Annotated in this window: 18 protein-coding genes and 1 tRNA gene; 17 read left to right on the top strand and 2 right to left on the bottom strand. The window is 48.5% G+C overall.

Features of this window, described 5'->3' with window-relative positions; all coding sequences use genetic code 11:
* The first annotated feature begins 1 nt into the window (after nucleotide 1).
* The 9 genes from ACYVJM_RS26285 (at nucleotide 2) to ACYVJM_RS26245 (ending at nucleotide 9,382) form a co-directional block, all read left to right on the top strand.
* Nucleotides 2–913 (top strand): phosphotransferase, encoded by a 912-nt coding sequence (locus tag ACYVJM_RS26285; protein ID WP_461151201.1) that lies wholly within the window; start codon nucleotides 2–4, stop codon nucleotides 911–913.
* Nucleotides 897–2,132 (top strand): glycosyltransferase family 4 protein, encoded by a 1,236-nt coding sequence (locus ACYVJM_RS26280; protein WP_461151200.1) that lies wholly within the window; start codon nucleotides 897–899, stop codon nucleotides 2,130–2,132. Before ACYVJM_RS26285 ends, ACYVJM_RS26280 begins: the two co-directional genes overlap by 17 nt.
* 34 nt (nucleotides 2,133–2,166) lie before the next feature.
* Nucleotides 2,167–3,366, top strand: coding sequence for a glycosyltransferase (locus ACYVJM_RS26275; RefSeq protein ID WP_461151199.1), 1,200 nt, complete (start codon nucleotides 2,167–2,169; stop codon nucleotides 3,364–3,366).
* 255 nt (nucleotides 3,367–3,621) lie between these two features.
* Complete coding sequence (locus ACYVJM_RS26270) at nucleotides 3,622–4,413, top strand: WecB/TagA/CpsF family glycosyltransferase (RefSeq protein ID WP_461151198.1); 792 nt, start codon at nucleotides 3,622–3,624, stop codon at nucleotides 4,411–4,413.
* 140 nt (nucleotides 4,414–4,553) lie between these two features.
* Nucleotides 4,554–5,666, top strand: coding sequence for a GDP-mannose 4,6-dehydratase (gene gmd / locus ACYVJM_RS26265; protein WP_461151197.1), 1,113 nt, complete (start codon nucleotides 4,554–4,556; stop codon nucleotides 5,664–5,666).
* 126 nt (nucleotides 5,667–5,792) lie between these two features.
* Nucleotides 5,793–6,734, top strand: a complete 942-nt coding sequence (fcl, locus tag ACYVJM_RS26260; RefSeq protein WP_461151196.1) for a GDP-L-fucose synthase — start codon at nucleotides 5,793–5,795, stop codon at nucleotides 6,732–6,734.
* A 313-nt stretch (nucleotides 6,735–7,047) separates the two neighbouring features.
* The gene (locus ACYVJM_RS26255) at nucleotides 7,048–7,533 is read left to right on the top strand and encodes a UpxY family transcription antiterminator (RefSeq protein ID WP_461151195.1); all 486 of its coding nucleotides are present in this window, start codon (nucleotides 7,048–7,050) and stop codon (nucleotides 7,531–7,533) included.
* A 171-nt stretch (nucleotides 7,534–7,704) separates the two neighbouring features.
* Nucleotides 7,705–8,355 carry a TetR/AcrR family transcriptional regulator gene (locus ACYVJM_RS26250; protein WP_461151194.1) on the top strand — a complete coding sequence of 217 codons (651 nt, stop codon included), beginning with the start codon at nucleotides 7,705–7,707 and terminating at the stop codon, nucleotides 8,353–8,355.
* A gap of 94 nt (nucleotides 8,356–8,449) precedes the next feature.
* On the top strand, nucleotides 8,450–9,382 hold the full coding sequence (locus ACYVJM_RS26245; protein ID WP_461151193.1) for a toll/interleukin-1 receptor domain-containing protein: 933 nt from the start codon (nucleotides 8,450–8,452) through the stop codon (nucleotides 9,380–9,382).
* A 777-nt stretch (nucleotides 9,383–10,159) separates the two neighbouring features.
* Here ACYVJM_RS26245 and ACYVJM_RS26240 read toward each other — a convergent pair.
* Both ACYVJM_RS26240 and ACYVJM_RS26235 read right to left on the bottom strand, forming a co-directional pair.
* Nucleotides 10,160–10,411: a hypothetical protein gene (locus ACYVJM_RS26240; RefSeq protein ID WP_461151192.1), complete on the bottom strand. Its 252-nt coding sequence runs from the start codon at nucleotides 10,409–10,411 to the stop codon at nucleotides 10,160–10,162.
* Nucleotides 10,412–10,543: 132 nt separating this feature from the next.
* A complete protein-coding gene (locus ACYVJM_RS26235) occupies nucleotides 10,544–10,879 on the bottom strand; it encodes a hypothetical protein (protein ID WP_461151191.1) in 336 nt (111 codons plus the stop codon).
* 304 nt (nucleotides 10,880–11,183) lie between these two features.
* Between ACYVJM_RS26235 and ACYVJM_RS26230 the strand changes: the two genes are divergently transcribed.
* From ACYVJM_RS26230 to ACYVJM_RS26195, 8 genes are all read left to right on the top strand, one after another.
* Nucleotides 11,184–11,257, top strand: a tRNA-Arg gene (locus ACYVJM_RS26230).
* 611 nt (nucleotides 11,258–11,868) lie between these two features.
* A complete protein-coding gene (locus ACYVJM_RS26225) occupies nucleotides 11,869–13,590 on the top strand; it encodes a flavin monoamine oxidase family protein (RefSeq protein ID WP_461151190.1) in 1,722 nt (573 codons plus the stop codon).
* An 8-nt stretch (nucleotides 13,591–13,598) separates the two neighbouring features.
* On the top strand, nucleotides 13,599–15,317 hold the full coding sequence (locus ACYVJM_RS26220) for an alpha-keto acid decarboxylase family protein (protein ID WP_461151189.1): 1,719 nt from the start codon (nucleotides 13,599–13,601) through the stop codon (nucleotides 15,315–15,317).
* 44 nt (nucleotides 15,318–15,361) lie between these two features.
* Entirely contained in the window at nucleotides 15,362–16,153 is a 792-nt protein-coding gene (locus ACYVJM_RS26215; RefSeq protein WP_461151188.1) for a ferritin-like domain-containing protein, read from the top strand.
* Nucleotides 16,048–16,596, top strand: a complete 549-nt coding sequence (locus ACYVJM_RS26210; RefSeq protein WP_461151187.1) for an HvfC/BufC family peptide modification chaperone — start codon at nucleotides 16,048–16,050, stop codon at nucleotides 16,594–16,596. Before ACYVJM_RS26215 ends, ACYVJM_RS26210 begins: the two co-directional genes overlap by 106 nt.
* A 91-nt stretch (nucleotides 16,597–16,687) precedes the next feature.
* Complete coding sequence (locus ACYVJM_RS26205) at nucleotides 16,688–17,902, top strand: sialidase family protein (protein ID WP_461151186.1); 1,215 nt, start codon at nucleotides 16,688–16,690, stop codon at nucleotides 17,900–17,902.
* Between the two features lie 388 nt (nucleotides 17,903–18,290).
* The gene (locus tag ACYVJM_RS26200) at nucleotides 18,291–21,515 is read left to right on the top strand and encodes a SusC/RagA family TonB-linked outer membrane protein (protein ID WP_461151185.1); all 3,225 of its coding nucleotides are present in this window, start codon (nucleotides 18,291–18,293) and stop codon (nucleotides 21,513–21,515) included.
* 19 nt (nucleotides 21,516–21,534) lie between these two features.
* Entirely contained in the window at nucleotides 21,535–23,082 is a 1,548-nt protein-coding gene (locus ACYVJM_RS26195; protein WP_461151184.1) for a RagB/SusD family nutrient uptake outer membrane protein, read from the top strand.
* Nucleotides 23,083–23,096 lie beyond the last annotated feature (14 nt).

The raw sequence follows: 23,096 nt of genomic DNA, 5'->3' as shown, positions 1-23,096 counted from the left end.
TATGAATTACTTTCATTTTGATCCATTTAGCAAACAATATCTTTTTCCTGAAGAATATAAAAAATATCCTTTTTTGCTTTCTTTCTATCAACCCTATACATTACTTGGTTGGTTGATGTGGTTTCTTTGGAGAAAGTTTAGTGTCATTCGATTGTTCTGTCGCGTTAAAGGTTTAGAGTCCATCCTTCCGTTTAACATATACTGTAAATATATTTCAGCGAATTCAATTGTGGCTTTTAATTTAGGCACGCCCGGCACTGAACAGAAGACTACAATCTTAGGTATTGACAAACTCACAGGAGAAAAGTTTTTTATAAAGTATGCAACCAGGCCTTTAGCTTTGAGTAATGTTAAGAAAGAGGCTTTAGTTTTATCGCATTTAACGGATTTGCCTTTTGTGCCAAAACTACTTGCTTCTGTTAGCGATCCAGATTACACATTAATAAAAACAAATGTATTTGATGGTGTTAAAGTTACTACACAGAATATTGAGGATCAGCTTTTGAGCATACTTAGCAAGCTGGCAAAGCAAGGTGTGTCCTTACCGCAAGATGATTACTCGCTGGATACTTGTTTTGCACACGGTGATTTCTGTCCCTGGAATATGATCGTTTGTGAAGACAAGTTGTTTGTTTATGATTGGGAAATGGCTACGTATTATCCTTTGGGCTACGATCTTTTTACTTACGTATTTCAAACTTCATTTCTCTTACAACCCCGCATTTCAATTGAGAGTATTCTGGAAAAAAATAAAGGACTTCTCAATCTATATTTTCAGGATTTAGAAATTGATACTTGGCATCCATATTTATTGAGTTTCGCTCAGATAAAACTAGAGGCTGAGATCAAAAAGAAAAATATTAAATTGATTACCCATTATGAGTCTTTAAGAAATTATGCAAAAGGGATCTAATATTTTAATTTCTGCTTACGCTTGTGAACCAGATAAAGGATCTGAGCCTGGTCTAGGTTGGAATTGGGTTATGGTCTTACATAATCAAGGTTATAACTTAACTGTGGTTACACGTAGTAACAATAAATCCTCTATTGATAAAGCGATATTTCATAATCCTAAGTTATCGACTATAGATTTTATCTATTACGATCTACCAACTATTCCCCTCTACTTTAAGAAGTTTTATGGTGTATATTTATATTACGAATTTTGGCAGTTGGGTGTCTTAGGGTACATAAAAAAATTCGTTGATGTATCAAAGTATGCATTGGTACATCATTTGACTTTTGGTGTCTTTCGGCAACCATCTCATTTGTATAAGCTAGGAAGACCTTTTGTTATGGGTCCTGTAGGTGGAGCAGAGAAGGCACCTTATGAATTGATCAAAAGTTTTTCGTTTTCATACAGATTGAAGGAGTTTAATAAAAAAATTATTGATGCTATATTTTTATTAAGACCATCAGTAAAAGAATGTTTTAACCGAGCTTTTGTAATATTTACTAGGACAGAAGATACAAAAAATGCTCTACCTAAATATCTTCATAAAAGGGTCAATGTAGTAGTTGATATAGGTATTCATGAGAGTGAAATAAATCTTAGTCCTAAATTATTTCTTAGTGAAAAAAGGATAGAAGTTTTATTTGTTGGTCGACTACTTTATTGGAAAGGAATTGAAATTGCTATTAAGGCTTTTTATAAATTTAATCTACAATATCCCAATTCTGTATTTACCATTGTAGGACAAGGAAGTTATAAAAGTGAATTAACTCGTTTAGTCAATGCATTAAAGTTAGGTGGTAAAGTTCGTTTTACTGGGTCTATTCCTCACTCGCAGGTAGCAGACAAATATAATAATGCTGACATTTTCTTATTTCCAAGCTTGCATGACGCCGGTCCAAATGTCATACTTGAAGCAGCTAAGACGGGTTTGCCAATAGTAGCATTAAATCTTGGCGGTGTCGGACAAATTCTATCTTCGAAGTATCCTGGTGTTGTTAATTCGAGATTCTTTCATCTTGACGAGACTATAGATTCGTTATCAAATTTGTTATGCCGTCTTTCATCCGAGCAAAGTTTTTATAAAGTATGCTCTCAAGCTAGTCTCGACGTAGCTAATCGTTATACTTGGGAAGGCACGGTTTTAAATACTTATAATTTGATCAATAATAGTATTTAAGAGTTAAAGGGCATTTTAATTAAATTTTATTTTTATGAGAATACTTTTAATTCATACACACTACCAGTTTAAAGGTGGGGAAGATGCCGTCTTTACGCAGGAGCAAGCCCTATTAGAAGAAGACAATGAAGTAAAGACGTTAGTGTTTCGGAATAAAAGCGGCTGGAAAGGTGCTTTGCAGTTTTTATTGTCCGTCTGGAATCCATTTGCAGTTGCCAGTATAAAAAAGCGAATCCGTACGTTTAAGCCAGAAGTTGTACATATACATAACTGGCATTATGCAAGTGGACCGGCCATAATTCGTGCTGCGAAACGGATGGGTGTTCCAGTGGTACTGACTCTGCATAATTATCGGTTGCTTTGTCCATCGGGCTCTTTAATGAATGGTAGTACAATTTTTACGGAGAGTATGTATGCCAATTTCCCCTGGAAGGCTGTGCGGCTCGGTGTGTTTCGTGATTCGGTTATTCAAACGTTTTGGCTGGCATTCGTTGTATGGTTTCATAAAAAGGCAGGTACCTGGCAACTGGTCGATCGCTACCTGGTCTTAACCGATTTTGCCCGGACTCTATACGAATCATCCCGATTGGGCATTGACCCCTCCAGATTCGTTATCAAACCCAATTTTGCACAGCGACCCGAACAGCAGCAGCTTAGTCGAGATCAGCATTTTCTGTACATTGGTCGGTTAAGCGACGAGAAAGGCGTAAATGTCTTATTGTCGACATTCAGGAATACAGGCTATTCACTTTCCATTGCCGGGGACGGCCCCCTGCTTGACCTGGTTGAGCATGTAAGCGCTGTTTCGTCGAATATTCACTACCTCGGTACTCTTGACAAGTGTGCTGTTCAATACGCTATGCAAACCTGCACAGCATTGCTTTTTCCGTCAATCTGGTATGAAACGTTTGGTATGGTCATTATTGAAGCATTTGCACTTGGTTGCCCCGTCATTGCTTCAAACATCGGCTCACCAATCGAATTAGTCCAAAACGGCATTAACGGACTTCATTTTGAAGCGGGTAATGTTGACTCATTGCGGAATACACTGAAACTATGGGTGAGCTTATCGCAGGCAGAGAAAGAGCAGTACGGCAAGCGCGCCCGTGCTACCTATGAGCAGCTTTATACGCCCGAAATCAACTACCAGCTGTTGATGGGTATTTATGAATCGGCGACCGGCATGCCGAATGAGGTTTCGGTGGAAACCCAATCTGCCCTGGTGGTCAGCTAGCCTGAGGCCTGACAGGCAGGGTTGCACGGCACATCATCAATCCTGAACATACTTACTCTTGCGTCCTTTTTGAGGAGGTAGACTACCTCCTGCCCGAAAATTGACCTAACTGCCCCGTCTGGTTCAAATCGAATCTGGCCCACCTTCCTTTTACCGCTTACGTTACCACAAGTTTCAGTTTCCCGATTCCCGACAGCTGCCCTCGCGGATCGGGCCGGTCTTTTATGTTTTTCACTACACAATAACCTTTCGCTCATGTCTACTCTTTACACGCCAGCCCTTCCGGAACAGATAACGCTTGCCAAGTTCAAACGAGCGTCTGTATTAGGATTATCATTTTCACTGGGATCCTATCATCAGATTCAGGAAGACATCATTGCCGCAGCCAAGCTAAAGGAGTCCAGAATGGCCTGTCTGGCCAATGTGCACATGACTGTTGAAGCGAGCAACGACCCGGTATTTGGGGCAGTTGTGAACGGAGCTGACTGGGTGGCGACGGATGGGATGCCCTTAACCTGGGCACTGCGGTTGCTGCATGGTATTGAGCAGCAGCGGGTGGCAGGCTTTGATCTACTCTCCGATTTGATCAGACGGGCGTCAGAAGAGAACCTTTCCATTTTCTTCTACGGCTCTACCCCAAAAATGCTTTTAGAAGTTGTCGGGAAGTGTCGGGAACTGTATCCTGCGCTGGATGTTGCCGGTACCTTATCGCCCCCATTCCGCCCACTTACCGAGCGCGAGCAGGAGGGGGTAATCAATCATATCAATAAATCAGGTGCTCAGCTTGTGTTTGTGGCCCTGGGCTGCCCGAAACAGGAACGCTGGATGGAACAGATGCGGGGTAAAATACAGGCGGTTATGGTAGGCGTGGGTGGAGCGCTGCCTATTTTCACGGGTACGCAGGGGCGTTCGCCTAACTGGATGCGGAATGCCGGTCTGGAGTGGGCGCATCGGCTAGCCATGGAACCACGCCGGTTGTTCAAACGCTATGCCATTACGAATTCGCTGTTTATTATCCGGCTGACCCGCCAGATTCTATTTCGTTAACAGTTCGCATTGACCCTGTTTCGGATCTTTCCTGAAAGCGGACGTCTAAACTAAGCTTCAACAAACCGCTCACAATCAATAGTTATTACCATTTTCATTATCAGCCAAACAAGGCACTTTAATACCAATACAATCATATTATGAAAAAAGCATTAATCACCGGAATTACCGGACAGGACGGGGCTTACCTGGCTGAGCTATTATTAGAAAAAGGATACGAAGTACACGGTATCAAACGCCGTAGCTCGCTTTTCAACACGCAGCGCATCGATCACTTATACGAAGATCCCCACGACCGGAATATTCATTTCAAACTGCATTACGGCGACCTGTCCGATTCGACCAACATTATCCGCATTATTCAGGAAGTTCAGCCCGACGAAATCTACAACCTGGGAGCCATGTCGCATGTACGGGTTAGCTTCGATGAGCCCGAATACACCGCTCAGGTAGATGGGATTGGTACCTTACGTATATTGGAGGCCGTTCGTTTATTGGGTCTTACGGAAAAGACCCGCATTTATCAGGCCTCTACTTCCGAACTCTACGGCGGTGTGCAGGGGCATGCCCAGTCGGAGACAACCCCATTTTACCCCCGTTCGCCTTATGCCGTGGCTAAACTGTATGGCTACTGGATTACGGTCAATTACCGGGAAGCATACAACATGTATGCCTGTAACGGTATCCTGTTCAACCACGAATCACCATTGCGGGGGGAGACCTTCGTAACCCGGAAGATTACCCGTGCCGTGGCGCGTATCGGTTTGGGCCTGCAGGACAAGGTGTATCTGGGTAACCTGGACTCCCTGCGCGACTGGGGTCATGCCAAAGATTATGTAGAAGCGATGTACCTGATTCTTCAGCAGGAAAAGCCCGAAGATTTCGTTATTGCGACCGGCATTACCACCAGTGTTCGGGATTTTGTACGGATGTCGTTTGCCGAGATCGGTGTTGAGCTGGCCTTTAGCGGTGAGGGCGTACAGGAAGTGGGCACGGTCGTTAGTTCGACCAATCCTGATTTTGACGTTGCCATTGGCAAAGAAGTGGTATCGATCGATCCCAGGTATTTCCGGCCTACGGAAGTGGACTTACTGCTTGGCGACCCAACCAAAGCCATGACACAGCTCAACTGGAAGCCCAAATATGACCTTCCGGCGCTGGTGAAAGACATGATGGAGGCAGACATCGACCTGTTCCGTCGGGATCAGCTGTTGGCCAGCAGTGGGCATCAGGTACTGAATTACTTCGAATAAACCGCCTGGGACCTGTTTGTTCTACGGACAGGCTGCTTCCAGACGCCAAATTATTATCTACCAACCTAACTTGTATCTACCTAACTGCTGAGCGTTATCGGCGGTTAGGTTTAATTTTTTATAACTGTGGAAAAACACGCACGAATTTATGTAGCCGGGCACCGGGGTATGGTTGGGTCGGCTCTGGTCCGCAAGCTGCGGGCCGAAGGATTTAACAACATCATCGTTCGCACTTCGCTGGAGCTGGATTTACGCGACCAGCGCGCCGTTGCGGACTTTTTTGAGCAGGAACGGCCGGACTATGTGTTTCTGGCAGCCGCCAAAGTGGGGGGTATCCTGGCCAACAATGTGTACCGGGCTGAATTTCTGTACGATAACCTGCTGATCGAGGCAAACATTATTCATAGTGCTTACCAGACCTCGGTTAAGAAACTGCTGTTTCTGGGTTCTTCCTGCATTTATCCCAAGCTGGCTCCGCAGCCGCTCCGGGAGGAGTATCTGCTGAGTGGTTACCTCGAAGCCACCAATGAGCCGTATGCCATTGCTAAAATTGCGGGCATCAAATTATGCGAGGCATACCGCCATCAGTATGGCTGTAATTTTATTTCGGCGATGCCAACGAATTTATACGGGCCTAACGATAACTACGATTTACAGGGATCGCACGTGTTGCCCGCACTCATCCGCAAGTTTCACGAAGCCAAGCTAAACGGCGACGCGTCGGTGGAGGTTTGGGGGACCGGTTCGCCCAAACGTGAATTCCTCCATGCGGATGATCTGGCCGCTGCGTGTTTTTTCCTGATGGAAAACTACGATGACGAACTGTTTGTGAATATTGGTACCGGCGAGGATGTAACGATCCGGGAACTGGCCGAACTCGTTAAAGAAACGGTTGGCTTCGAAGGGGATCTGCATTGGAATACGTCGAAGCCCGATGGTACGCCACGCAAACTCATGGATGTATCGCGCATTCATCAACTGGGCTGGAAGCACGAAACTGAGTTAAAAGATGGTTTGAAACGCACGTATCAGGACTTTCTGGCCAATCAGGTTTATAGTATGTCCTAGCGGTAAAGAGCACCCCGTCAATGAACCGGATGGGGTGCCTCCATGAATGGTAGAGGTAGTAATTTCACGCTGATCCTGATAGTAAATTATACTTAAGCAGTTGGCTATTAGGATATGTATAAAACGACAAAGTAGGATATTAATTTAAGATTAAAATATAAACTCGTTAATGGTAAAGGCCTATCAGCTAAGTATAAATAACTAAAATGTTCATTTTTTTTAACTTTGGGTCTTTTATTGTTATTAAAAATGGTATTTAAGTAAACTTGAAATGTAATTTGTTCTTAAGCAGGAATATTAAATCTACCATTTAATGAATTGGTATATATTGTGTACAAAATCCCGAAAAGAGAAGGCTGTTTCGAAGTATCTTGAAAAGGCGGGCATTGAAGCATACTGCCCGGTAATACGTCGTCAACATCAGTGGTCTGACCGGCTGAAGGTTGTCGAAGAGCCGCTGTTTGCCAATTACTGCTTCGTTAAAGTAAGCGACGCAGATCGATCGAAGGTTTTTGTTACATCGGGTATTATCAAATATCTCTACTGGTTAGGTAAACCGGCTATTCTGGCCGAAAGTGAAATTGACTCGATCAAATCGGTATTGAGCCAATATGACCACAGTAAAATAACGGTTAATGACTTTCAGTCCAACGATAAGATAGCGATCAAGAGTGGCGTATTTGCCAATCAGACAGGTACGGTTCTTCAACGCCAGGGAAACAATGTTGTCATTTACCTGGAAGCTATTAAAATGTGCATAAAGGTCAACTTCAATACCACACTCGTATCGAAGTTATAAAGTCCTGACCGGCTTTTAGGGTGATGGGTACTGCTTCCATTTCTCATTTTTTTAAGGGTACCACTCACAAAAATCAATACTCACCAGAAGAAGGCATTTGTTTAATAAATAGGGTAGATGAATTAATCTGTTTCGTTTAAGACACTTCTTCAATTTCGCCTAACCAATATAATGTCAATCAATCTTAAGGACGAGAAAATGATTGTTAATAACAAGAAAAACTCTCAGGTAACGCGACAGGCCATATTAAATTCTTTTCGTGCTGTTGTGGCAAGAAAAGGGCTTGATCAAATTTCTATTCGAGAGGTTGCAGATGAAGCCGGTGTCAGTGCAGTTTTAATATACCGGTACTTTGGCGGACTTTATGGATTGATTACAACATTTATACAAGACAGTGATTTGCATCCAAAATGGAGCCGGCTTGACCAATTATTTTTAAAAGGATTAACGGAAGAAAATAATTCGAAAGTATGGTACCTGCATTTTCGGCAAATCATTAACAATCATAAAGAATTAAAGGAGTACAGGGAAATACTGAAAGCGACCATAAAGTCAGATCAGGAAACCGGCATGAAAATCGGTAATCTACTGGATGACCAACTGGTCGATTTTTTCAGCAATGTTCCTGCGGTCAAGAATGTCGATACGCAGATGATCTCTACGCTGCTGTTGGGCGGATTATCCTACATATCCATCTTGGCTTCTGATAATAAGGAGTTTATGCATATGGATTTTAACTCGGAAGATAACTGGCAACGGGTTGATGCGGCCATTAAAACCATTTTACTATCGCTGAATACGGCGGAAGAGAGTAACAGTTAACCTGTTCATTTTCACCCGCCCGGTCGTTCCAAATTTCGAAGGTATAAGCAAAAAAAGCGAGTTGATTTTCTAACTAATTCCAGTTTTTCTTTTCATGAACTCTACTGTAGACGTACTCATCAGTTACTCCAACGAGGATAAAGCTACCGCTGTTAAACTGCTGGATTGCCTTGAATTGAACGAACTGGATTGCTGGTTTGCTCCACGCGACATACAGCCCTGTAAAACATGGCATAGTTCTCTTTTATCGAGTATTCAGTCTGCGAATACATACCTGGTCGTTTTGAGTAAGCGATCTGTTCAGAAGAAAGAAATACAGGATGAAATAGCGAGAGCCATAGCGCTGAATAAATACATCATTTTTTATCTGGTAGAAAAGCTGGAATTACCGAATCGGCTGCAAACCCAGCATTACCTGTTTACCTGTATTCAGGCCTATAACAGACCCGAAGATGATGTGCTCAGTGAATTAAAAAACTCGTTGTATCTGTCCAGAATAAAACGAGAGGCTGGTATCTTCCCGGCGGCCAGAGAAATAAATGAGCAGGCAGACTTTTTACAGAATGGTAAAATCGATTACCTGAATCGGAATTTTGACCGGGCTTATGAATATTTTCTGAAGGCTGCGAATGCAGGATCGGCGGAGGCTTTCTTTTATCTGGGCGAAATTTGTCGGAAACGTGAGTGCAACCAGTCCATTCCGGAGAAGCCAATTGTTTTCTATAAAAAGGCCATTGAATTAAAATCAGTAATTGGCTACTGGGGATTGGCCGAGTTGCTTGAAACGAAAAAAGAAACGGTGAAACTGGCCATGCAGTACTATAAACAAGTTAGTACCGAAATTGCCGAGAAAGCCATTGATGAAGACGGCTATTGCTGCTTTTTATACAGCACCATGTATAAGGAGGGGAAGGGACTTGACAAAGATGAGACGCTGGCCATGTGGTGGCTTCAACGCGCCATTCGGTTTGGGTATAAGCTGCCTGAGCCAGCACCGGTCAGATCATTTTATTCCTTATGGGCGTAGGCGGCAACCAGGCGTCTTCTCATACTTCAAATCATTGTGATGCGATGATGCCCCTGGTTTGGGCCATTGTATCCTGTTTATATTTGCCCTCCGTAAGGTGCTCGATAGTGAGCCCCATTACCTCATAATCTGCTATACGGTTTAACAATACCACCGATTGCTGGTAGAGTGGTTGTATAGTAAAAGTTACGGTGGGTATTGACAGCCGAAGTCTATTGGACTTCGGCTGTTTTAGTTATTAACATGCTCTGGATAAATAATTGACGAACGGCTGGGGCCTTGCTTTCGCCCTTCCTACATTTGTTATTTATACAATAGAAGTGATGTCAGACAGCCTGAACCCACTGGGTAATGGCTGTTTTTTTTATAGCCCATTTTCTCATAAACCGGCATCACCGGCAACAAAGCTTTTGCAGGCTTGTATTGTCAGTAATTTAAGTATAAGATGTCGAGTTTTTTACAGCCGTCTCCTTTTAGGGGTCGGCTGTTTTTGTGTTCGTTATTGACAGCTGTAAACAACTGAACCAGTCGATTGAGCCGGGGGTGACTCGTGCATCTGAGGGGGTGTTCCTGGCATTGAATTGGACCGAATTGTGCTGCCGTGTGCCTGAAAATGAAACGTCTTCACGTAATAAAAATAATCCTTATCACGTGAAGACGTTGCCTAAAACAGGCAATTCCAGAACGGCTATCGAGTAACCGGTGCGGGCTTATAAAACCACACTGATTGCCTGAATAAGCCCTGTTGCAATAACCGGGTCAAGTCTGTTCGATGCGTTAAAAGCCAAAGTTGGCAACAGGAGCAGCGGGCTTATTCGGGTCAATGATCGAATGAACGAACCCGGCAATGTCGGGGGCTTTTTTCAGCGCATTGACAATTTCCTGATAGGACTCTGTCACACTGAACGGTTGCCCGATTCCCACAACATATATACAACAACCAGCGGCCATATCCATCACGGTTGCAATGTGTGCTGCATCAAATAAAGTCTTTTTTGAACTAACTGTAACCTCAATAAATCTAGCCATAAGAAAGGTGTCTACTAAACTTCTAAATGTACCATTTTTAAGCAAACATTCCTTTATATGTTGACAGAGGCTTAGCTAAAGATTCGGAAATTCCGACTGAAAGCTGTTGTTTCGCGTATCAAAAACGGCGGCTTAGGCGTGTGTACCCACCAGCGTCGGGAACTCAACCGTTGAGCTGGTCTTCGCAATCGGTAATACCGATACAACAAGAGTTGCCAGAGCGTTCTTCGTTGCCTCATCGATCATCATTACCCAGTCTGTCTGAATAACCTGATGCGTTTTATGGCCTATGGGATCATGAACGACCTCATCCGTTGCTTCCTTTCTGGCTACCGTTATGTTTATTTCCTCTCCTTCTTTGAATGTAGGTACGAAACTGAAATAACCATCTGCCAGTATGCGACCAGCTTGCTGGGTGGAGGCAGGTTCAAAAAATATCACTTTCAGGTTCTCTGATTGATTACTCATTGGTATGCGTTGCAGTTAAAGATCAAGATGAGTTCATAACCGTCCTGCCGGGCAAAATGTTATGTCCTTTGATTTACGTTCACCCGCAGCATACACAACTTTTCAGGTATATCTGGTCGAGATAGAACAAGGCGATTCGTGGTTTAGCGCAGGACGAACAAACTTTCTTCCCTTGCCCTACCGATATTGGCTGCAGTTTATTGCATAATACTAACAATGGGCGTACTTTTGTGGCTCTTTAAATGGCAGGAGAGGACCTTGGTCGATATTGAGGGTGTTTCGCTCCAGCCACTTTACAGAAGAGGGTCCCGTAGCTCAGCTGGATAGAGCATCTTCCTTCTAAGAAGGCGGTCATTGGTTCGAATCCAATCGGGATCACGTTTAAAATCAGCTAGTTAGCTTCATTGCTGGCTAGCTGATTTGCGTTTAGGGGCGGTCGTGTTTCCTGATCAACCTGATCGGCTACCTGATCACCCATCTGCGGGCGGTTTAACACAAGTTTCCGGCGGATACAGGCATGCGGCCGGAGGCATCGATTATCCAGGCCAGGATTAGGACGGTATCGGGTAACTGTCAACGAAAGTTGCTGTTAGACAAGCGTTTATCAGGCGAAATCAACGTATTTTAGCGCGATCTGATAGCCAACAGGAGGCTTTGGGAGTTGAATGTCTCAAAACTTAAAGAATATGTCCAAAATGTGGGAATGATTTCGTGTGTGGAGTATGAGATTTGACCCATCAGGTCTAAACGCAGAAACAGGAATGTGAAACTAGCTCACTTTGGCCCGCCGTTAAAAAATAGGCATGACCTAATTGAAGTCGAGACTGATCTTTCTTTTTTACAAGAACTCCATCGGGAATCAGTTTAAATGCCTGCAAAACCGGTGGCGGCTATTTTTCAGCCCCTCCATTAGTGCCCTGAAGCATGTCCTGTCTTCTGTATAGTATTTTCGGTCAATTCGTTTCTGAACCCATCTAAATCCTACCCCTATGAATCTTGATATTGCCGTTGTTGGCGGAGGTGTCTCCGGTGCGTATAGTGCCTGGCGTTTGCAGCAGGACAAAGGAGCCGACCAGCGTATTGGCCTGTTCGAATACAGCAACCGTATTGGCGGGCGACTGTTCACCGTTACGCTGCCCGGCTTGCCGCACGTGAAAGCAGAGGTAGGCGGCATGCGGTACATTCCCGACCAGCATATCATGGTAGCCCGGCTTGTCGATCAGCTGGAGCTACAAACCAAAGATTTCCCCATGGGAGCACCCGATCCGGTTGGGGCCAATTGCAATCTGTTTTATCTGCGTGGAAAACACCTGCGGTTGAATGAACTTGCCGACCCGGCCAAAGTGGCGTATAATCTGGCCTGGTCCGAGCGGGGGATGGGTCCCACAAACTTACAGGTGCAGGTAATGAATACGATCTATCCGGGTATGGATAAGCTGGGCCTGTGCGACCTGATGAAGGTAAAAGCCTTCGATAAACCCCTGTGGAAACAGGGGTTCTGGAACCTCATGTATCGGGTACTCAGCAATGAAGGGTATCAGTTCATGAAAGATGCCGGTGGGTACGAAGCCAACGTTGCCAATGCGAATGCCGTTACGCAGCTCCCCGCCACTGAATACAGCGATAAAACGCAGTTTTTAACCCTGGAGCACAGCTACGACCAGTTACCTATCCGGCTCGTTGAGCAGTTTAACAATACCTTTCCCGGCAGAGTCCCCAAAGGAGAACGGCTGCATCTGAACCATCAGCTGGCCGAAATCGAGATGGGCTCCGGCGAGTATCCGTACACGCTCTTGTTCCGGAAAACGGTTACGGTCGACGGCGCAACAAAGCCGGTGGAGCCCGAAGAGAGCATCAAGGTGAAAGTCAAAAAGATTATTCTGGCTATGCCCCGGCGGTCGCTGGAACTGATCAAGAGCACGTTTTTCGATGACCCCTGGCTGAAAGAAAATATACCTTCGGTGTTGATTCAGAGTGCATTCAAGCTGTTTATGGCTTACGAGCGTCCCTGGTGGCGGGCCCTGGGGCTGGTAGCCGGTCGCTCCGTGACCGACCTGCCCATCCGGCAAGTGTACTACTTTGGTACGGAAGGAGAGCAAACCAGCGGATTTCCATACATGAACTCGCTCCTGATGGCCAGTTACAGCGATCTGGCTACCGTACCGTTCTGGAAAGGGCTGGAAAGCGGGGAGCCGTATAAAGGGTACAGACCCGCCTGTCTGGAAGAAGGCGTGGACCACATAATGCCCAGAACCGAATTCAACGCGACCGACGAGATGGTGCAGATTGCCAACCGGCAGGTTGCCGAACTGCACGCCCTGCCCGAAATTCCAATGCCTTATTCGGCTGTGTATCATACCTGGAACGAAGATCCGTACGGCGGAGGCTGGCACGAATGGAAGGCCGACTACCGGCTCGATGAGATCATGTGCCGGATGCGTAAGCCCGTCAGTGATCAGGACATTCACATCGTTGGCGAAGCATATTCGTACGGTCAGGGCTGGGTAGAAGGGGCGCTGACAACGGCTGAATCGACATTGCAGGAGTTTTTTGGTCTGAAACGGCCATCCTGGCTGCCAGGTACCTACCAACTGCTGCCGAACGACTGCCCCGGTTGCGGTGATCTGAGTGGCTGTATCGAGTGCCAGGATTGCCTCGATAACCTCGACGCGATCACCCCGAATTGTTCAACACCCATCTCCATCAGTTAACCTCAGCCATGACGACACCCACCGTTGCTTCGTACCTGATTACCCGCCTGCAACAGGTGGGATTAGCGCATGTGTTTACCGTTCCCGGCGATTATGCGGGGCCTTTCCTGGCTACGCTGGACGATACGCCCGGTATTATCCGCATTCCAACAATCAATGAGCTGGGGGCGGGTTACGCGGCCGATGGCTATGCCCGATACCGGGGTGTTGGGGCCGCCTGTGTGCAGTATGGCGTGGGTACGTTCAGCCTGCTGAACTGCGTGGCAGGTTCGTACGTGGAGCGGGTCCCCGTCGCTATTATTTCGGCCAGCCCAAAGTCGACAGACCGGCAACTGGAGCGCCAAAAAGGGGTTCTCTTTCACCATAGCACGGGGAACCTGCAGGCCGATGAAGAGGTGTTTCGGTCAGTGACCGTTGCCTCCGAGATTATATCGGATGCGGTGGAGGCTCCTGCCCAGATTGACCGGGCCATCGCGGCCATGCTCACCCACCGCCGACCCATTTACCTGGAAGGCATCAATGATGTCTGGGAAAAGTCGTGTACCCATCCCGTTGGCTGTTTACAGGCGCTCACCATGCCCAGTAATCAGGACGTTCTGAGTGCGCTACTCGATGCCGTATGGAAGCGTATTTTGAAAGCTAAACTGCCGGTATTCTGGATAGGGATAGAGGTGCAGCGGTTTTGTCTGCAGGATTTAATGCAGCAGCTTATTGACGCCAGTGGCCTCTTTTTTACGACGACCAGTCTGGGAAAAACTGTTCTGGATGAAAGTCAGCCGCACTTTATCGGAACCTACGCGGGTCCGGCTTCTCCAGCCCTAACCCGTGCGGTAATGAAAGACTGTGACTGCCCGATTGCGCTGGGAACGATCATCACGGATGACTACCTCGATAGTATCAGCACCCGTTTCGATAACCTGATTGTAGTGACCGACGAAAAGGCTCATATAGGTTATCAAAATTACCCTCAGGTAACCCTACGCGATTTTCTGGAAGGGCTGCTCGATCGGTTCATTATCCAGGCTGATTTTCCCCGGCCGTATGCGTTGCCAACCGTACCACCCGAAGATTCGGGGATACCGGTCTCCCCGGAAGATCTATCCTATACGGTGTTCTTTGATGAACTTCAAAAGTTTATTGATTACCAACAGCTTAGTGACGAAATGAGCCTGATATTGGGAGAAAGTACAGCCCTGTATGTATTTGGTAATTTACCGGGTATGCCGCGCAACAGCTTTGTGGCACAGGCCGCCTGGGGGTCGTTGGGCCACGAGACGGGCTGCGCGCTGGGGGTAGCGCTGGGGAGCGGCAAACGCCCTTTCGTTGTAGCGGGTGATGGTGGTTTTATGATGATCTGTCAGGAATTGTCCAGCCTGGCACGCCAGGGATGCAACGCCGTCGTGTTCGTCATGAGCAATCGGTCGTATACCATCGAGCAGGCGTTTGTAAACCCTGACGCCTTCGCGCCGGGGGGCGAGTTTGCCCCCTTCGATCTGCTGCCCGAGTGGGACTATCGGGCACTGGCAACAGCATTTGGGGTGAAAGGCTACCGGGCAAAAACGGTTTCGACGTTAAGGGAGGTGCTGGACGACATTGCCGGGTTAACGGATGTTCCGGCGCTGGTCGAGATCGTTATTCCGCAAAAGGATTACCCGCCCCAACTGAAACGGCTGGCCGCGCCAGCCCCCGGCAAACTAACTCCGCATACGGGTCGGCATCAATGGTAAAGACAGCGTACAGATTGATACACGGTACTTAACCCCTACAATTAATGAAACAACAGCTAGCCCCGCTTGTTGATACCGTCACGCCCGAAAATCGGGGAGAGGCTCTTCAGCAAGCTATCGAAATTGAGATTGCAACTATTCCGGTCTATCTCTACACCTACTACTCGATCAATCGGGAGACCAACCAGGACACGATAATCGGTGTGCTAACCAATGTACTCCTTAATGCTGGCAAAAATCCGCAGCAAGCAAGTGTAATGGCACTCGATTATTCGGCCAAAATGATGGAGGCCCCCCAACTGGTGCCCGGCCGCGGTTATTACGCACAGAATAATATCGACACGGTTTATTATGACAAAAAGCACAGGCCTCACTTCGTCAATGGCGACGATAGCGGTGATCTGATTCAAGTCGTCGATCGACAGTCGGCCATTGCCGCCATCAACCTGATTGTTGAACAAGGGGAGGAGCATACCGGGGCAACGCCCTTAAACTCCGATGGTTCGGTCGACTGCACAACGATTGAACCGGCTGATTTCGATGATCCGGATCATCAAGAGCTGTTGCATTTTGAGAAGTTTGCCCGAATTTACTGCCATTATGAACACCTGGTTACTGAATTTACGGCGCTGGGAATCAGTAAGAACGAGTTTAACCAGTTCTTTATCCTGAACCTGCCCGCTAATCCCAAAGCGGCCGATAAAGCTACCACCCCCGTTTGCGCGAGTGCATGTACAGCCAGTTCAGTGCGCTGGCCTATGCCCTGGGTAAAGAGTTATTCAAATCGTTTGCCGATCAATACCTCGAAGCCTATCCGTCGGAGAGCTACACACTGAATGAGCTGGGCAGGCGATTCCCCCGTTTTCTGGAACAGTCGCGTACTGATTTTGGACTGGATGAAACCGAAGAATGGCCGTTCTTCCTCATCGAACTGGCTCATTTCGAGTTTGATCTCTCGTTGATCTTCGATGAACCTGCCGAACAAAACGAACTCATCCTGTTCGAGATCGACCCGGACGAGGTTGTACGGGTTTGTCCGCTCGTTCACCACCGTTTTCCGGTATGCCAGTATTATCTGGACTTCACGCAGGGCAAAGCGCCTGAACTGCCCTTTCCCAAAGAGAACTTGTGGGCGGTAACCCGGCTAAATTACCGGCTAAAGCTGTATGAGCTGAACCTTATGGAGTATGTGTTCCTGAGTAACTTGAAGGCGGGCCGGACAGTTAATGAAACGAAAAATACCTGGCTGACACCCCCCGGTTCAACCTGCCAACAGTAGGGGATGCCTGGAACCAGTGGCAGGGTAGTTTTATGACAAGGGGGAATTCTAACCCGGAGCTAATATCTTTTCTTATAAAGCGAATAAATCAATGCCCTTTCTGATCTTCAATGTGATTTACGCATGTTTACTGGCGGCCTACCTTGGTCTTTTCTCGCCCACCCGGGCCGAATCGGGTAGTTTAGCCGCCGACTCGGCCCGGCAGGTTATTGCCGAAACAACGGTCTTCCAAAATGGCGAAGGGGGGTATCTCTGTTATCGGATTCCGGCCATTGTCAAAACACCTGGCGGTACCCTGCTGGCGTTCGCCGAAGGACGCCGAACGGATTGCAGTGACTTCGGTGATGTCGATATAGTGTTCCGCAGCAGTAAAGACAATGGGCAGTCGTGGGGTCCCATCCGGACGGCTGTCGATTTTGGTGCCATGCAGGCCGGTAACCCCGCGCCGGTATTCGACCTGAGCGACCCTCGATTTCCCAAAGGGCGGCTGTTTTTGCTGTATAATACGGGTACAGCCTCGGAGGCCGATGTTCGAAAAGGGCTGGCGGTGCGCGAAGTCTGGTACAAAACCAGTACGGATGGCGGTCAGACCTGGTCTGAACCGGTCAATATTACTCCGCAGGTATCGCGGCCCAATAAGCCCGACATGAATCCGGGTTATGCCTTTCCGGACGACTGGCGGTCGTATGCCAATACCCCCGGCCACGCCCTGCAGCTTCGAAAAGGGCGATACAAAGGGCGAATTTTTGTGGCGGCCAATCATTCAGAGGGCAGTCCGCAGCCGCAGTTTCGGGACTACCGGGCTCATGGTTTTTATTCGGACGATCACGGGAGGAGCTGGAAATTAACGCCAACCATACCCTATCCCGGTGGCAATGAAAGCACAGCCGCCGAGACGACAACTGGAGGGCTGTTGCTAAACGCCCGTAACCAGTCGGGTGATGTTAAAAATCGGCTCCTGGCCTTCTCGGCCAGTGCGGGCGAAAGCTGGGACCCCGTTGTTGTTGCCACCGATCTGCCCGATCCGGTTTGCCAGGGGAGTATGATCACCTATCAGCCCCGTCGTGGCCAGCCTGTCCTTTTGTTCGCCAATGCCAACAGTCAGACAAGCCGTACCAATCTGACAGTTCGCGTAAGCCGGAACAATGGCAAGAGCTGGTCGGTGGGCAAATCCATTTATGCGGGTTCATCGGCGTATTCAGACCTTGTCGTTCAGCAGGACAATACCATCGGGGTGCTCTACGAAAAAGACAACTATACCAAAATAAACTACGCCCGCTTTCGCTACAATTGGCTGATTAAGTAAGTTCTTCCCGGAGAAGTCAAACGTCTACAGCACAGATAAATTTGTCTGGCCGCAACTGCGTCAGGTCTGGCCTTTCTTCAGACTGCACAATCGGTTGGGGGATGGGTAACCTTGACATCGGGCAATCAGCCCTGAGCCGCTAATCTGTGCTTAAAATAGCATCTTCTTAAGTTGCTGACTACTAGGCTCCCGTATGGTCATTGCCTCGGACGAACATCCATAAAAGATAATTAAAAATAAAAATAGTAAAAAAAACTTGACTTCCTGAAATCGGCTTTTACCTTTGTATTCAACATTGTTGAATTTTAATAAACCTTGTTATAGTCTCCCGATTAACAGTCCCATTCAATTCTATATAGCTTGCCTTAAACACTTTACCTGCGTTATTATGAAGCAAACTATCCAAAAGCCCTACGGGGGTTTTATGGCATTCCTATGCCTGATTCAGCCAGTAGTTATTCTGTTTTTCGTAGTCTGGGAGACACGTGCCGCCGATCGGGGTACGCCTGTTTCCGCTCAACTAAAATCCTCGACTTTTACGAATGCAGTGCCCAAAAAGGGGATCGCTACCGTAACGCGCCATGTAGACCGAACCATTACGGGAAAGGTAATTGACGAGAATGACCAGCCTCTGCCGGGTGTTAGTATTGTTGTGAAAGGATCAACCGTTGGTACGGCTACTAAATCGGACGGTACCTATGCATTGAACGTAAAAGAAGGCTCGGCAACGCTGGTTTTTTCCTTTATGGGCTACATCGCGTACGAAGTTGTAACGGGGAACAAAAGCGTTATTGACGTCAAGTTGCTGCCCAATGCCGAACAACTAAAAGAAGTAGTAGTGGTGGGGTATGGTACTCAGCAGAAGAAGGATTTGACGGGGGCGGTAGGCTCCATTTCGTCGAAAGATATTGAACTGTCTACTATTAATACCCCCGATAAGGCCTTACAGGGCAAGATTGCGGGTGTACAGGTGCATACCAACTCCCATGCTCCCGGTGGCGGTATTGCCGTTCAGGTGCGGGGAACGGCCTCACTCTCCGCCGGTGGGTCGCCCCTGTATGTCATTGACGGCATGCCCATCAGTAGCGGTACGCAGACCAGTGCCAGCACCGATGCCGGCTCGTTTGGGGGTGCTCCCAACCCCCTGAATTCCATAGACCCGTCTGATATTGAATCGGTGCAGGTCCTGAAAGATGCCTCCGCGACGGCTATTTACGGCTCACGGGCGGCTAACGGCGTGGTGCTCATCAGTACCAAACGGGGGAAGGCGAACCAGCATAATGTCGATCTCGACATATCCGTTGGTGTGCAGGAAGCCCGGCGTAAACTTCCGTTTTTAAACGCACAGCAGTGGGCGCAGCAGGCCAACGAACGGGCTACCTTACTGGGCCGCCCCCCCACCTACACCGCTGCACAGGTGAATGCTTTCGGGCAGGGCACCGACTGGCAAAACGAGGTATTTCAAACCGCTCCCCGGCAAACCTACAAGCTGGCGTTTTCGGGTGGCGGGCAGAGTCTGCGGTACCTGATTGGCGGTAACTACACCAATCAGGACGGTATTTTGCCGGGTTCGAGTTTCAAACGGTATGGCACGACCATAAATCTGGATGCGGATGTCAGCAAGCGGCTGCGGGTGGGCGAAAGTCTGCTGTTCAGCGTCACCGACCAGTATACCGTGCCAACCGATACCAAAGGATACGAGGGTATTTCCAACATCATCAACGCCATTTATCAGGCCCCGCCCACCATTCCGGCCCGCGACAGCCTTGGCCTGCCCAACAACCTGCGCAACTTCCCCCTCGGGAGTGGTCTGGAAAACCCGCTGACCATGAGCGAACAGTACAAGCAGTTGAGCAATACCCTGCGCCTGATCGGCACGGCTTACGCCAATTACAACATTATGGATGGACTGGACCTGGACATTCGGGTGGGGGCCGACATTCGCGACTGGCGGTACCATGAGTATTACCCCATCGGATCCGAAGCGGCAGCGGGTGCCAGTGGCAAAGCCCGGCAGATTGCCGTCCGGAACCTCAACGTCAGTAATTCCAACACGCTGACGTACACGAAGACGATCAATAGCCTGCACAAACTGAAAGTGCTGGGCGGTTTCACGTACCAGCGCGAGAAAAACGAAACGATGGATGCGTCGTCGTTTGGCTTCCCCAGCGATGTGTTCCAGTATTATAACCTCGGGCTGGGCAGCAGTCCCCAAACGCCGGGCAGCAATCAGAACGAGTGGACGCTGATCTCGTATCTGGGCCGGGTCAATTATACCTTCAACGACAAGTACCTGTTTACGGCCTCGGTTCGGGCGGATGGCGACTCGAAATTCGGGGTCAACAACAAGTACGGTATTTTCCCCTCGGTAGCTTTCGCCTGGCAGTTGGGCGATGAGCCCTTCATTCGCAATATGGGTGTGTTCGATCAGCTGAAAGTGCGGACCAGCTTTGGGCGCACGGGGAATGAATCCATTGGTGTGTACCGGTCACTGTCACTGCTGGGAACGGCTTTTGGTACACGCAGTTCCTACATCTTCGGTGGCTCGAAGGTGCCTATCGCTTACCCCAACAATATCCCGAATCCGGATCTAAGCTGGGAAAAAACGCAGGAGTATAACCTGGGCATCGACTTTGCCGTATTCAAAAACCGACTCAGCCTTTCGGTTGACGCCTATTACAAGAAAACGACCGATCTGCTCCTCGATGTTCCTATTTCATCCCAAACGGGTTTTAGCAGTGTGCTCAAAAACACCGGCGCTATGCTCAACAAAGGCATCGAAATTGGGGTAAACAGCACGAATCTGGCGGGCAAGCTGGGTTGGACAACCAATTTCAACATCTCCTTCAACCGCAATGAGATCCTGTCGCTCGGTGGCGCGCCGTATCAGTATACCGGCTGGGTTGGGGGCGGAAACGTAACCCCCCACGATAAAAACACGGCCCGCCTGGAGCCGGGACATTCGGTAGGGGAGTTTTATGGCTCCATTTATGAGGGTGTCTGGAAGTCGGCGGAAGAAATCAGGGAGGTGGGCACCATGCCAGCCGCCAAACCCGGCGACATTCGCTACAAGGACGTGAATGGTGACGGGAAATACAATACCGAGAGCGATGATGTATTTCTGGGAAATCCAAACCCGAAATTCAACTTTGGCCTGACCAACGATGTCAGTTATGGGCCGCTTAGTCTGCATGTGTTCATGTACGGCGAGTACGGCAATTCGGTACTGAACCTGGCGAAACAGCAATGGCTGCTGGATGGCATCGGGATATCGGCCATGCGACTGGATCGATGGTCACCCACCAATCCAAACGGCATTTATCCGGGTGCGGGAGCGTCCAATCCCCAGCGCGTAAGCTCGATCATGGTAGAAGATGGCTCATTCCTCAGGATTCAGACCATTGCCCTGACCTACCGGGTGCCGTCGTTTACCAAATTCATCAAAAACGCCCGTATTGGCATCGGGGTCGATAACCTGGCCGTTCTGACGAAATATACGGGCTACGATCCCGAGCTGAACTCCTACGGCACCAGCAACACAACCAAAGGCATGGACCGCTACGGCTATCCATCCGCCCGCACTTTCCGACTTGATCTCAAACTGGGTTTCTAATTCCTAACCATCCTTTTCCATGCGTACTTTCTTTAACACTCATAAAGTTGCCAGTCTATGTGTGGGGCTACTGCTTCTGGGAAGCACCAGTTGCCAGGATATACTGGATGAAAAAGTGTACAGTCAGGTAGCCGTCGATGCCTTCTACAAAACCAGCGATCAGGCACAGTTGGCCCTGAACGGAGTCTACGGTCGGCTGTGGGACGATACCTATCGCGATGGGCAGTGGGTTACGCTGGGCGACGTTACGGCGGGTACCCTGATCGGGGGCGGGTCGGCCAACGGCTCCGGCGACCGCTCCGGCGTGACCAACGATTTCAACACGTTTAGCTGGAATTCCGACGCGCTCGAATTATCGACGGCCTGGGATTACTATTATGCCGCCATCAACCGGGCAAACGTCCTGATCGATAAGCTGGCCGTGTCGAGCATTTCCAACAAGACCCGGCTGGATGGCGAAGCCCGGTTTCTGCGTGCGCTCTTTTACTTTAATCTGGTGCGTATGTTTGGTGGCGTTCCGTTACAAACCCAGGGCACTACCGACTTAAGCGAAGTCAGTAAACCCCGCAACACCGCCGAAGAGGTCTACGCCTTTATTGTCAAAGACCTGGAAACGGCCGTTGCCGGACTGAGCCCGTATAGTGAAAGCGATCATACCGCGGGGAAAGCCACTTCATTAGCCGCTACGGCACTATTGTCGAAGGTGTATCTCCAACAGCGGCAATGGCAGAAAGCCGCTGCCGAAGCGAAAAAAGTGATCGATTCAAAGGCATTCGATCTGATGGCGGATTACGAGAACATCATAAATCCTGACTTTCGTAATGGTAAAGAAATGATTTTCGCGATTCAGCACGGCGGTAATGCCAACAGTACCTCGCAACTGTACCAGACCCGGATGATCTACCTGTTCGGACCACCGGCCATGTCGCTGGCCAACGGCACCAGTATTCAGTTTCACTTCCTGAAAGATCTGGTTATTTTTCAGGTGCGGAAGGACTTCTTTGCCAACACGCCTAACACCTACCGCAAGTGGTGGTCGGTGCGGGACAAGATGCCGTACTATTACAAAAATGGCATCAAAGAGCTGGTGCGGGATACCGTTCAGATGTACGCGCCCTTCCTGACCAAATTCAACCGGATTGACTTCTCCACGGGCATTTTGAAAGAAGGTGTCGATTACCCCCTGATCCGATACTCAGATGTGCTGCTCACCTATGCCGAAGCCATCAATGAAGCGGGTGGCCCAACCGCCGAAGCTTACGAAGCCCTCAATAAAGTTCGGCGACGGGCGCGGGCGGCAGGCACTCCCAACGCGCAGCCCGCCAGTGTTTACCCGGATTTAGTCGGGCTTAGTCAGGCCCAGTTTCGGGATGCCGTACTCAATGAGGAAGCGCAGGAATTTGTGGGGGAGGGGCACTATCGCTGGGATTTGATCCGCCACGACCGCCTGATCTCCAACGCCAAACAACTGGGCATTTCGGCGGCTGCGGATAAACATGTACTCTTCCCGATCCCAGCCCTTCAGTTGAGTCGAAATACTGCGCTCAAGCAGAATCCAGGCTATTAACGCTGCCTCCCGGA

Source organism: Spirosoma pulveris, from assembly GCF_054781875.1.
The sequence above is the reverse complement of the archived record's forward strand: the minus strand, read 5'-3'. Positions and strand labels throughout refer to the sequence as shown.

Excerpts from the sequence above, each read along its gene's own strand:
- gmd (WP_461151197.1), top strand. The coding sequence starts at position 4,554 with ATGAAAAAAGCATTAATCACCGGAATTACCGGACAGGACGGGGCTTAC.
- ACYVJM_RS26245 (WP_461151193.1), top strand. The coding sequence starts at position 8,450 with ATGAACTCTACTGTAGACGTACTCATCAGTTACTCCAACGAGGATAAA.
- ACYVJM_RS26205 (WP_461151186.1), top strand. The coding sequence starts at position 16,688 with ATGCCCTTTCTGATCTTCAATGTGATTTACGCATGTTTACTGGCGGCC.
- ACYVJM_RS26210 (WP_461151187.1), top strand. The coding sequence starts at position 16,048 with ATGTACAGCCAGTTCAGTGCGCTGGCCTATGCCCTGGGTAAAGAGTTA.
- ACYVJM_RS26220 (WP_461151189.1), top strand. The coding sequence starts at position 13,599 with ATGACGACACCCACCGTTGCTTCGTACCTGATTACCCGCCTGCAACAG.
- ACYVJM_RS26285 (WP_461151201.1), top strand. The coding sequence starts at position 2 with ATGAATTACTTTCATTTTGATCCATTTAGCAAACAATATCTTTTTCCT.
- ACYVJM_RS26235 (WP_461151191.1), bottom strand. The coding sequence starts at position 10,879 with ATGAGTAATCAATCAGAGAACCTGAAAGTGATATTTTTTGAACCTGCC.
- ACYVJM_RS26225 (WP_461151190.1), top strand. The coding sequence starts at position 11,869 with ATGAATCTTGATATTGCCGTTGTTGGCGGAGGTGTCTCCGGTGCGTAT.
- ACYVJM_RS26255 (WP_461151195.1), top strand. The coding sequence starts at position 7,048 with ATGAATTGGTATATATTGTGTACAAAATCCCGAAAAGAGAAGGCTGTT.
- ACYVJM_RS26195 (WP_461151184.1), top strand. The coding sequence starts at position 21,535 with ATGCGTACTTTCTTTAACACTCATAAAGTTGCCAGTCTATGTGTGGGG.
- ACYVJM_RS26270 (WP_461151198.1), top strand. The coding sequence starts at position 3,622 with ATGTCTACTCTTTACACGCCAGCCCTTCCGGAACAGATAACGCTTGCC.
- ACYVJM_RS26275 (WP_461151199.1), top strand. The coding sequence starts at position 2,167 with ATGAGAATACTTTTAATTCATACACACTACCAGTTTAAAGGTGGGGAA.
- ACYVJM_RS26250 (WP_461151194.1), top strand. The coding sequence starts at position 7,705 with ATGTCAATCAATCTTAAGGACGAGAAAATGATTGTTAATAACAAGAAA.
- ACYVJM_RS26280 (WP_461151200.1), top strand. The coding sequence starts at position 897 with ATGCAAAAGGGATCTAATATTTTAATTTCTGCTTACGCTTGTGAACCA.
- ACYVJM_RS26200 (WP_461151185.1), top strand. The coding sequence starts at position 18,291 with ATGAAGCAAACTATCCAAAAGCCCTACGGGGGTTTTATGGCATTCCTA.
- ACYVJM_RS26240 (WP_461151192.1), bottom strand. The coding sequence starts at position 10,411 with ATGGCTAGATTTATTGAGGTTACAGTTAGTTCAAAAAAGACTTTATTT.
- ACYVJM_RS26215 (WP_461151188.1), top strand. The coding sequence starts at position 15,362 with ATGAAACAACAGCTAGCCCCGCTTGTTGATACCGTCACGCCCGAAAAT.